This window comes from Nonomuraea antri (genome assembly GCF_013283785.1).
GTDB lineage: Bacteria > Actinomycetota > Actinomycetes > Streptosporangiales > Streptosporangiaceae > Nonomuraea > Nonomuraea antri.
The window spans coordinates 18,899-29,928 of record NZ_JABCPZ010000134.1 but is presented as its reverse complement, the minus strand read 5'-3'; the positions used below and the strand labels follow the sequence as shown (position 1 = coordinate 29,928).

Here is an 11,030-nt window from a genome sequence, read left to right as displayed (position 1 = left end):
TCGTGGCCGACATCGAACTCAAACTGGTCGTCCGCGACGACGGGCGGCGGACCGGGCCGCTGATGCTGGAGGTCGATCCGCTCGAGGCGGAGATCCGGCAGGTCTACTTCTTCGACACCCCCGGGCGATCGTCCTGTTCCTGCTGCAGGTGCTGAGGCCCCTGTCCATGCCGCTTATCCTGGCGGCGGCGCTCAGCGTCGTCCTGCTCCCGCTCGTCGACCGGCTCGACGCCCGGGGACTGCCACGGCCGGTCGCGGTCGCCGCCTGCTGCCTCGCCTGCCTCGCCGCGGCGCTCGGCTGCGCGGTGATCCTGGTCCTGGGCGTGAGCGGCCAGCTCGCCACGATCGGCGACGCGCTCGGCTCGTCCCTGGCCCGGCTCGGCCAGGCGGCGCGCGGGCTGGGACTCGACGCGGGACAGGTGACCGCGGCGGGTCAGGCCGTGGCCGGCGCGCTGCGGGCACTGCTGTCCGGGCTGGTGTCCGGGCTGGTCAGCGGGGTGGCCGCGGTCGCGGAGAGCGTGGTGGGCGCGGTACTGGCCCTGTACTTCATGTTCTTCCTGCTGAAGGACGCCCGGGCGATGACGTCGCGGGCGGTGCGGCTGCTCCCGGCGCCGACCGGCCTCGGCCGCGCGGCGGCGGCCCGCGCGGCCGCCGTCGTCCGGCGGTACTTCCTCGGGATGACGCTGATCGCCCTGATGAACACCGCGCTGATCGTCGTCGGCGCGCTCATCCTGGGGCTCCCGGCTCTCGGCACGATCGCCCTGACCACGTTCCTCGGAGCCTACGTCCCCTACCTCGGGGCCTTCGTCTCCGGCGCGCTCACCGTGCTCATCGCACTCGGGTCGGGCGGCTGGAGCGACGCGCTCTGGATGCTGCTGGTGGTGGTGCTCGCGAACGGCATGCTGCAGAACCTTCTCGCGCCGTTCGTGTTCGGCGCCGCGTTGAAGCTGCATCCCATGGTCGTGCTGCTGGTCACCGTCCTGGCGGGGCTGATCGCGGGCCTGGCCGGGGTGGCGCTCGCCGTGCCGCTGACGGCCCTGGCCGTCGACCTGGCCCGGCTGCGGGCCCGTTCCCCCTCCGGGGGTGAGGTGCCATGACGGACGGCGCCCCATCCTCTACCGCAGTGACAGGTCGGACGCGTCCTGCCGGACGGGAGGCGGCCGACGGAATACGCGGACGGCGGATTCGCCGGCCTGCCGGAGTGAGTGGGGATCGTGGCCGACATCGAACTCAAACTGGTCGTCCGCGACGACGGGCGGCGGACCGGGCCGCTGATGCTGGAGGTCGATCCGCTCGAGGCGGAGATCCGGCAGGTCTACTTCTTCGACACCCCCGGGCTGGCACTCCACCAGAACGGGCTCATGCTGTGCGCGCGCACCGGCGGGGACGGCGGCGACTCCATGGTGAAACTGCGCTCCCCGGCGCTCGACGCGCTGCCGCCCAGCGCGGACCGCGGGGTCGAGATGGACACGACGCTCGGCGGCTGCCTGCGCTCCGGCGCCATCAAAGAGGCACTGCCGGGCGACCGGGTACGGGCCGTCGTCCTCGGGGAGCGGCCGGTGCACTCGTTGCTCAGCGGCGGCCAGCGGGACTTCTTCACCGATCACGCGCCGCCGGACGTCGTGCTCGACGACCTGGCCGCCCTGGGCCCGGTCGCCGTGCTCCAGACGTCGATGCGGCCGGCCGGCTCGCGGCGCGAGCTCGCGCTGGAACTGTGGAACTATCCGCAGTATCCGCATCTGCTGGAGGTCTCGACCAGGATCACGCCCGCGGAGATGGCCGTCGCGGCCGCGGAGACGTCCAGGTTCCTGCGGGAGAAGGGGCTGACGGTCGGCGACACGGCGATGCCGGTCGCCGACTGATCACCGCGTCAGGCGACCGTGTCCCGCTGGGGGTGCAGCCTGCTCCGCACCGGCGTGTTGTCGTGCCAGGCGTGCACCGCGGCGCTGGTCGCGGCCCTGGTCTGCGCCCACTTCTGCTGGGCGAGCTCGACCGGCGCCTCCTCGTGTTCGTGCAGCCAGCGGCGTGCCGCGTTGAACAGCGCCGTGCCGCTGAGCACCGCGCCCAGTGCGGCGACCGCCGCCGCGCCGGTGACCATGACGGCCCCGACGATGAGGATCGTGCCGTTCCAGTGGTGCCGGGCCGCGGGGTCGCGCGGGGAAGTGTCGGTCATCTTCGCCATCCCTGTCGTCGTCGTGATCGGACACGATCACCGTCGCAACCGGCGGATCGCGGCCCATCACCCGCTCGGGGTGATCCGGCGCGGGCGCCGGCCGGGCCAGACTCCGGGGCACGGCTCCACCACAGCAAAGGAGACAAGGACCCATGGCAGAGCTGATAGCGATCGGCTACCCGGACGAGCACACCGCGGCCGAGGCCGAGCGCGAGGTCCGGCGGCTGGTGGCCGACCTCGTCATCCAGCCCGACGCCGTAGCGGTGATCTCCCGCGACCATGAGGGCAGGTTCCACGTCAGCACCAACCACCACGCGGTGGCGGGGGGCACCACGTGGGGCATGTTCTGGGGGCTGCTGTTCGGCCTGTTGTTCTTCGTGCCGTTCCTGGGCATGGCGCTCGGCGCCGGCCTGGGCGCGATCCTGGGCAAGGTCGAGAAGTCCGGGATCGACCGGGCTTTCCAGCAGCAGGTTCGCGACATGCTGCAGCCGGGCACGTCCGCGCTGTTCCTGGTGGTGGAGAAGGTCACCCCGGACAAGGCGGTGGCGGCGCTCAGCCGCTACGGCGGCACGGTGCTGAAGTCCTCCCTGTCGGAGGAGACCGAGCAGCGGCTCCAGGAGGCGCTGCACGGGGAGCCGGCGTAGTCATGGGGGCGGCGAGCGCGACGACGCGCGACAGCGGCGGTTCCTCCATGACCGGCGCGGCCGAGACCGACTGCGACCACCCGAAGTTCGGGCCGCTGCAACTCCTGGCCGTGCGGTTCGACGAGCCCCGCTTCACCGGGAAGATCCTGGGCGAGTTCCGCCGGCTGCGCGAGCACGGCATCGTCCGGCTCGTCGATCTCCTCGTCGTGGCCAAGGACGAACACGGCGAGCTGACCACCCTGGAGACCAGTGACCTGTCGAAACAGCAGCTCCGAGACCTCGGCGCCATCGTGGGCGCGCTGATCGGCTTCGGTGCGGAGCAGGAGGGAGGTGTCGAGAAGGGCATCGAGGCCGGTGCCGAGATTCTCGAGCAGGGCGTCTTCGACGGAGAGGATCGCTGGGCTGTGGCCGACACCCTGCCGGCCGGCTGCGCCGCGGCGATCGCTCTGCTGGAGCATCGCTGGGCGATCCCGCTGCGCGAGGCCATCGCCGAGACCAACGGCCGGGCGGTCGTCGACGAATGGATCCACCCGGCCGACTTCATCGCGACCGGCGCGGCGCTGGCCGCCAGGGCGGCCGCGGACGGGCCGCACTGATCGACGCCGATCGCCGCACTCGATGGGTTCGCCCTCTGGGCCCCCGCACGTGACCCAGGAGGCGGGATGGGAGGTCGACTGACCGACTGACCCGATGGACACCGATGCCATCACGAAGAGCAGGTCCCGGCCGTGGGGGGGCGGGACCTGCTCGTGGTGTGCGACACCGACAGGAGGAGGAGCTATGACGGAGCAGGTCTCCACGAACGCGGAGGAGCCGGTGGACGAGCCGGTCAGCGGCTGGACCGTGGGCATCGCCTTGTTCGCCGGCATCACGATGGTGATGATCGGCATGTTCCAGGCGTTCCAGGGCTTGATCGGCATTCTGCGGGCCCCGTTCTATCTGATCACCCCGGGCTACGCCTACGACATCGACGTCACCATCTGGGGCTGGGCGCACCTGGTGCTCGGCACCCTGGTCGCGGTGGCCGGCTGCTTCGTGTTCACCGGCGTGCTCTGGGCGCGGATCGTCGGCATCGTCTTCGCGGTGCTGAACGCCGTCGCCCAGTTCATGTTCCTGCCGTACTACCCGGTCTGGGCGCTGCTCCTGATCGTCATGGACGTGTTCGTGATCTGGGCGTTGTGCGCGTACAACCGGGAGGCGGCCGAGGACCTGGCCTTCCGCTACTGAGCCGAAGGCCCGGTCCTCTCCACCGAGCCGAAGGCCGGCGGCGGTCACGGTGCCCGGCCGCCGCCGGCCTTCACTGTCCCCTGCCGGGAACCCCCGTCAGAACGGGGGCGTGAACCACCAGCCCACCGCCGCGCTCGCGACCGAGCACAGGACCAGCGCGCAGACGAGAGAGCCGGCCAGCCGCCTGAGCGCGGCGCGCCCGTCGGCGATCGCGCCGGCCAGGGCGGCCAGCCCGCCGCTCACCAGCACGACGGCCGCCTCGTCGCCGTCCATGGCGCCGACCCGAGGGCCGACCCCAGCGCCGTCCCCGGTGCCGACCCCCGTCCCGGCCAGCCGCCTGGCGGCCGCGGCCCCGTCGCCGCCGCCCACCACGGTGACGACGTGGCCGCAGCTCCGCATGGCCCGCACCAGGTCGCCCTCCTCCTCCGGGCGCAGGTCGACGAAGACCGTCGCGTCGCACACCAGCCCGGGCAGGTCCGCAGGGACGCGGCCGGCCAGCATGGCGCCGGTCACGACCCGGTCGCCGATGCCCGTCCAGGTGGCGATCGCCGCGGCGGCCGTCGCGTCGAGACCCGTGATCAGCTTCACCTGGAGTCCCGCCTTCTCGCAAGCGGCGACGGCGTCCAGGGCGTCCGAGCGCAGCGGCGAATGCAGCGCCTGCAGCCCCAGGAAGGTCATCATCGGCAGCGCGTCCTCGGCCGGCGTGCCGAGCCCCGGGTCCGCCTGCGCCTGGGCGAACGCCAGCACGTCGAGCCCGCGCCGGCCCAGCGCCCGCGCCGTGGCGAGCACCTGCGCCCGGTCCAGCCGCCGTGATCTCCCGTCCCGGTCGAGCTGCTGCCCGCACAGGTACAGGACGCGTTCCACGGCGCCCTTGACGTAGATCGTGCCCGGCTCGTCGTCGTCCTGCCGGTGCAGGGTCGCCATGAACCTGCGGTGCCTGGTGAACGGCAGGGTCGACACCCGGTTCGGCGCCTTGCAGATCCCCAGCTTGGCCGCGCTGGTGAGCAGCGCCTGGTCGCGGGGGTCGCCCAGGACCGTCCATGGGCCGTCCTCGTCCATGACGACGCCGTCGTTGCAGGCGGCCCCCGCCCTGAGGCATTCGTCCAGCGCCGCGTTCTGGCCCTGGGACACCGGGGTGCCGGCGGCCGTGATCGAGCCTTCGGGCGACTGGGCGCCGGTCGTCTCGTAGGTGAGCCCGTCGGCCGCCACCGCGGTGACGACGGCGCGGTCGTCGGTGAGCACCCCGGTGCGGTGCGCGACGACGGTGGTGGTCCGGCCCAGCGTCTCGACCGCGCCGAGCCGCCGAACCACGGCGCCGCGGCCGGACATCCTGGCCGCGGCCCCGGCCAGCACGGCGCGCGCGACGTCCGGCAGCTCCACCGGCACCGCGCCCACCACGAGCAGGATCAGGACGACCCGCAGGAAGTCCGGCGGCAGCCCGCGGACGACCGCGACGGCGAACAGCACGAGCGTGACCCCGAGGATCGCCAGCAGCGTGACGCGGCGGAGCAGGTCCAGGCCGGCGACCAGCGACGTGCTCCGGCCGTCCGCCAGGCCCAGCGCCGTCAGCTCCCGCTCGGCGCGCGCCGCGACGACGAGCGTGACCAGAATGCGCACGGCCGCCACGGACGCGGCCGTCGCCGCCGTGACGACGTCGCAGAACCCGATCGCCAGCGCGCCGGGGGCGAACAGCGTGAGCAGCAGCCGGTCGCGGCTGGAGGCATTCGTCATACGCATAGGCGGCCCCTAACGACTGGAGGGACCGTCCGGTCCGACACGGCGGTCCCATGAAGACGATGCGTGCCACCGCGGTCGCGAGCGCCGGATGGACGATGGCGAGACAGCCGTTCGCGATCATCGCCCGCCACGGGGCGAATGGCAATGAGGCTCCCGACCACAGTGATCTCCGGTGCTGAAGTGGCGTGTCTTACCTGGGAGACGATGTTCCACCCCGGCGGAAAGCGCCACGTCACACGTTCGGGGTGACCCTGTCACCCGCGCACCTCACCCGGGTGATATCCCCCGGGGGATGATGTGGTTTCACCCTTCCCGGTGGCAGAACGGATGAGGCGGGGGCCCGATTCACACCCGTAAGGGAAGGATGGGTGATGTTAGTTACGTTCAGCCGATCGTCGGACGCCGATGGCGCGCGACGATCCCGACAACACCTGGTACCCGAGATGAGGATCGGCGTGCCGGCACGCGGGGAGTCGGTGACCCCGCGTACCAGGCTGCTGGAACGCCTCACCAAGGGAAGCAGGGGACCTCTCACGGTCGTCACCGGGCCGCCGGGCGCCGGGAAGACGACCACCGTGTCGTCGTGGGCCCGCTCGGGCAAGGCCCCCGGGCCGGTCGCCTGGGCCACGCTGGATCCGGAGGATCACGAGCCGCGCCGGTTCTGGTCGCTCCTGGCCGAGGCGCTGGCGAGCGCGGGCGTCGGCGCGGGACCCGATGGGGACGACGACGGACGTCCGCCCCACGAGCGGCTGGCCGCCGTCCTGACCGGCGGTGAACCACCGGTGGTGCTCGTGCTCGACGGCTTCGAGCCCGACCCGGAGTCCGGGCTGCCGGAGGAGATCCCGCGGTTCATCCGGGCGGCGTTCCCCGCGTTGCGCGTGATCCTCATCGCCCGGCGCGATCCGTTGTTACCCCTGTCCCGCCTGCGGCTCAGCGGCGAGCTGACCGAGATCCGCGGTGAGGCGCTGGCCTTCGGGCAGCGCGAGCTCCTCGCGCTGCTCGACCAGCACGGGGTGACGCTGCACCCGCGCTCGGTCAGCGCGCTGCTGGAGCGCACCGAGGGGTGGGCGGCCGGACTGCGGCTGGCCGCCATGACGATGGAACACCTGCCCGACCCCGACGCGTTCGCCCGGCGGTTCGGCGGCGACGATCCGGCCGTCGTCGGATACGTCATGGAGGAGGTGCTGGAACACCAGCCGGCGGAACTGCGCCGGCTGATGCTGGCCACCGGCATCACCCAGCGCTTCGACGCGGAACTGGCCGGCGAGCTGGCCGACCCGGAGGCGATGGCGTGCTTCCCCGCCCTGCTGCGCGAGAACTCCTTCGTCCAGCCGCTGGGCCAGGGCTGGTACCGGTACCACGCCGTGTTCGGCGCGGCGCTGGACCTGATACACCGCCAGGAGCGCGGCGGGGCCGCGACGGAGTCGCACCGGCGCGCGTCGGCCTGGTTCAGCCGGCGCTCGCACCTGGCCGACGCCGTGCATCACGCCGTGCGGGCCAGGGGCTGGCAGCACGCGTCCTGGCTCGTCGTCGACGGGCTGGCGCTCGGCCAGGTGCTCGGACTGTCGCCGCGCGAATCGCTGGCCGACTTCACCGAGCAGGTCGCCGACCACGTCCCGGAGCACGATCCCTCGCTTCTGATCGAGCCCGAGCCGTCGCTGGTGGCGGCCGCGGTGGCGTTCGCCCGGGGGCACGACGACCTGTGCGTGCGGTACCTGAAGTGCGCCGAGCGGCTGCTCGGCGCCGCCCCTGCCGACCAGGCGCTGCCCGCGCGCCTGGCGGCGGGGACGCTCAGGCTCATGGGCGCGGGCGACCTCCCCGCGGCGCGGGTCTCGTCGCTGACGGGGGAGATGGAACGGCTGCTCGACCGCTTCCCCGGCCAGGTGCTGGACGACCGGCCGGAGATCGAGGCGCTGGTCCGCTACACGCGGGGCCGCGCCGAGCTGGAGGCGGGACGGCCGGCGGAGGCGGTGGCCGCGTTCGAGTCGGCGCTGCCGGTGGCCGAGCGGGGCGGCGACTTCCAGCGCCGCCGCTGCCTGGGCTCGCTCGCCGTCGCCGAGGCCCTGCTGGGCAGGTTCAGCAAGGCCGCGCAGTACGCCGTCAAGGCGGCCCAGCAGCCCGAGGTCTCCACCTGCCCGCCGGGACGCAGGACGGCCGCGGCGCACGTGGCGGGCGCGTGGGTGGCGCTGGCCGACTACCGCATGGACGAGGTGCGCGCCGAGCTGGACAAGGCGGCGCTCGCCCTGCGCGAGAGCCCGGACGCCATGATGGCCGGACTGCGCGGACTGGTCGCCGCCCGCCTGGCCCTCGCCGAGGGCGACGCCGACGAGGCGTTGCGCACCCTGGCGGCGGTGCGTGAGCACGCCCTGGAGCTGCCGTGGCTGGAACGCAGGCTCGAATTGGCCGTCGCGGAGGCGTACGCGGCGGGAGAGGTGCCGGCGGCCGCGATCGAGGTGGCGCGCCGGGCGGGCGGCACCGGCGCGACGGACTCGGCGGTCGCCCTGGCCCGCGGCGAGCTGGGCAACGGCGATCCCGAAGCCGCCTTGAACGCGTTGCGGTCGGCGTTGTCCGGGTCGGGGGCGGTGCCGATCGACGTCCGGGTGGAGGCGTGGCTGCTCGACGCCTACCTGTCCTACCGGACGGGTGACCGCTCGCGCGGGCGCCGCTCGCTGGACCGGGCGCTGCGGCTGGGCGACAGGGAACAGGTGCGGCTGCCGTTCGCGATGGCCGGCTCCTGGTTGCTCGCCGTCCTGCGCCGGGACGCCGAGCTGCTGCGGCCGCACCGCATGCTCATCGAGCCGCTGCTGATGCGGACGGTGAGCGAGGACGGTCACCGGGAGAGCCCCGCGGCCGCCGGAGAGGAGTCCCCCACGGTCTTCGGCCGGCTGAGCGCCCGCGAGCTCGACGTGTTGCGCTACCTGTCCGACATGCTGACCACCAAGGAGATCGCGATGGAGATGTACCTGTCGGTGAACACCGTCAAGACCCATCTCAAGAGCATCTACCAGAAGCTCGCGGTCACGCGTCGCGGCGAGGCGGTGCGGCGTGCGCACCACCTGCATCTGATCTGACGCTAGAGCAGGCCCAGTTCATGGGCGCGGCGGACCGCGTGCTCGCGGGAGGTCGCGCCCAGTTTGCGGTAGATGCTGCGGGTGTGCGTCTTGACGGTGTTGGCGGAGACGTACAGGCTCTGCGCGATCTCCCGCAGCGGCGCCGCGCCCATGAGCAGCCGCAGCACGGCTTGCTCGCGTTCGGTCAGCGGCTCGCCCGGGCCGTGGAGCGGCGCGGGCGCGTCCGGCGGGCGCGCGCCCGGCAGGCGCGCGTCCAGCAGGGCCGTGCGCCGCCGGAGGTGCTCGCCGCAGTCCGGCTCGGCCGCGATCAGGTCGCGCGCCTGCGCGTGGCGGACGCGGGCCCGCGGCTCGTCACCGGCGTCGAGCGCCGTCTCGGCGAGGACGACGAGGAGGTTCAGCGTCGGCCACGGGCTGAGGTCGGCGACGGAGGTGCGGACGGCGAGCGCCCGTTCGAGCACGCGGCGGGCCTCCTCGTGATGTCCCTCGTGGGCGAGCACGGCCCCCCACGCGGTGTCGGCCAGGACGGCGTCGGGCGACTCCGGCAGCCCACGCGTCTCGACCAGTTCGTGCGCGGTCCTGGCCAGCCGGGCGGATCTGGCGTGGTCGCCGAGCCGGCCCAGAATCAGGGACAGGACGGACGAGGCGATGCCCCGGCAGGCCGGCGTGACCGCCGTGCTCCGCGCGGCCTCCTCCAGCGGATCGACCGCGCCGGCCAGGTCGTCGCGGAGATAGCGGCTGTAGCCCAGGACGAACCGGGCGACCGCGTACCACGGCGCCGACTGGTCGCGCTCGATGGCGGCGGCCGTCTCCGCCGCCCTGGCCATCTCCGTCACGCCGTCGAACCCGAAGAACGCCCGCACCATGGAGGTGGCGAACCCGAGCGAGGGCGAGCCGTCGGGCAGCGGCCCCGCGCAGGGGGAGCTGTCGGCGATCTCCAGCCAGGTGCGTGCCGCGGGACGCTCGCCGCACAGGGCGGCCACCCAGGCCGCGCACAGCGCGGTGCGCGGGTCGCCGCCGATCCTGCGCAGGCCGATCCGGTGCATCCAGCCGCGTACCGTCATCAACCGCCCGGCTTCCACGTACCTGCCCCAGTGGGTGGTGAACAGGTCGGCGGCCAGGTCGACGTGGTCGGCCGCGAGTGCGTGCGTGACCGCGTCGTCGATCAGGTCGTGCCGGGCCAGCCAGCCGCTGGCCCGCAGGTGCAGCGCCGGCACGAGCTCGGGCTCGGTGCGCGACAGCTCGGCGCGCAGCGCCTCGACGAACAGGCGGTGGTAGCGGTACCAGCGGCGATGGGCGTCGAGGGGGACGAGGAAGAGGTTCGCGCGGTCGAGTTCGTCGAGCAGGGCCGCGCCGTTCGGCACGTCGGCCACCTCCGCGCACAGCTCCGCGGTGAAGGTGCCGAGCACGGAGCTGCGGGCCAGGAACCGGCGGGTGTCGTCGGGCAGCTCCCGCAGCACCTCCTCCGTCAGGTAGTCGAGCACCAGCCGGTGCGTGCCGGTGAAGTCGGCGATGAACGCCGCGGGATCGGCGGCCGAGCGCAGCGCCCCGGCGGCGAGCGAGAGTGCCGCGGCCCAGCCCTCGGTGCGGTCCAGCAGGTCGTCGAGGTCGGCGTCGTGCAGGCGCAGCCCGGCGACCTGCTGCACGAACTCGGCCGTCTCCTGCTTGGTGAGCCGCAGGTCGGCCATCCGCAGTTCCAGCACGTCGCCGTCGGCGCGGTACCGCGTGAGGGGGAGCGCGGGGACGGTCCTGGTGATCAGGACGAGCTGGAGCGTGGGCGGGAGACGATCGACGAGCGCCTCGATCTGTCCGAGGCAGGCCGGTTCCCGCACCCGGCTGAACCGGTCGAGCACGAGCACGGAAGACTCCTCCTGCGCGGCCAGCGCGTTGAGCAGGAGCGGCAGGACGACACCGTCGATATCCGGACGCTCGCGCGCCAATACCGATTTCAGCCGGTCGCCGCCCAGGCCGGGGAAGACGCCCTCCAATGCCGCCACAATCGTCAGCCAGAAGGCGACGGGATCATTGTCGATTTCATGCAACGACACCCAGGCGAATGGGCGGTTTTCGCCGCCGGACCCGGCCCATTCCACGACGAGCGCGGTTTTCCCGTAACCGGCGGGGGCGGAAAGAAGCACCAGCCGTGCATCGCGGGCCGCGGTCAGCGTTCGGATCAGTTCCC

9 protein-coding genes are annotated in these 11,030 nt (G+C 73.2%); 6 read left to right on the top strand and 3 right to left on the bottom strand.

The genetic code is table 11. The annotated features are described in order from the left end of the window. The first annotated feature begins 127 nt into the window (after positions 1 to 127). Positions 128 to 1,096 (top strand): AI-2E family transporter, encoded by a 969-nt coding sequence (locus HII36_RS34180; protein WP_328808011.1) that lies wholly within the window; start codon positions 128 to 130, stop codon positions 1,094 to 1,096. Positions 1,097 to 1,213: 117 nt separating this feature from the next. Further along, entirely contained in the window at positions 1,214 to 1,861 is a 648-nt protein-coding gene (locus HII36_RS34175) for a hypothetical protein (protein ID WP_173527443.1), read from the top strand. Positions 1,862 to 1,869: 8 nt separating this feature from the next. On the opposite strand, the gene HII36_RS34170 is transcribed toward HII36_RS34175, so the two are convergent. Next, complete coding sequence (locus HII36_RS34170) at positions 1,870 to 2,172, bottom strand: hypothetical protein (protein WP_173527442.1); 303 nt, start codon at positions 2,170 to 2,172, stop codon at positions 1,870 to 1,872. 152 nt (positions 2,173 to 2,324) lie between these two features. Between HII36_RS34170 and HII36_RS34165 the strand changes: the two genes are divergently transcribed. From HII36_RS34165 to HII36_RS34155, 3 genes are all read left to right on the top strand, one after another. Continuing rightward, entirely contained in the window at positions 2,325 to 2,816 is a 492-nt protein-coding gene (locus tag HII36_RS34165) for a DUF1269 domain-containing protein (protein ID WP_173527441.1), read from the top strand. A 2-nt stretch (positions 2,817 to 2,818) separates the two neighbouring features. Beyond that, entirely contained in the window at positions 2,819 to 3,412 is a 594-nt protein-coding gene (locus HII36_RS34160) for a DUF6325 family protein (protein WP_173527440.1), read from the top strand. 184 nt (positions 3,413 to 3,596) lie between these two features. Then, on the top strand, positions 3,597 to 4,043 hold the full coding sequence (locus tag HII36_RS34155) for a DUF7144 family membrane protein (protein ID WP_173527439.1): 447 nt from the start codon (positions 3,597 to 3,599) through the stop codon (positions 4,041 to 4,043). 96 nt (positions 4,044 to 4,139) lie between these two features. Here the strand turns inward: HII36_RS34155 and HII36_RS34150 are convergent, their stop codons facing one another. Then, positions 4,140 to 5,780, bottom strand: coding sequence for an HAD family hydrolase (locus tag HII36_RS34150; RefSeq protein WP_173527438.1), 1,641 nt, complete (start codon positions 5,778 to 5,780; stop codon positions 4,140 to 4,142). Positions 5,781 to 6,235: 455 nt separating this feature from the next. Here HII36_RS34150 and HII36_RS58855 point away from each other — a divergent pair, with 455 nt between their 5' ends. Then, complete coding sequence (locus HII36_RS58855; RefSeq protein WP_217370323.1) at positions 6,236 to 8,851, top strand: LuxR C-terminal-related transcriptional regulator; 2,616 nt, start codon at positions 6,236 to 6,238, stop codon at positions 8,849 to 8,851. A gap of 2 nt (positions 8,852 to 8,853) precedes the next feature. Here HII36_RS58855 and HII36_RS34140 read toward each other — a convergent pair whose 3' ends face one another. Further along, positions 8,854 to 10,896: a LuxR C-terminal-related transcriptional regulator gene (locus tag HII36_RS34140; protein ID WP_173527437.1), complete on the bottom strand. Its 2,043-nt coding sequence runs from the start codon at positions 10,894 to 10,896 to the stop codon at positions 8,854 to 8,856. Between the last annotated feature and the right edge of the window lie 134 nt (positions 10,897 to 11,030).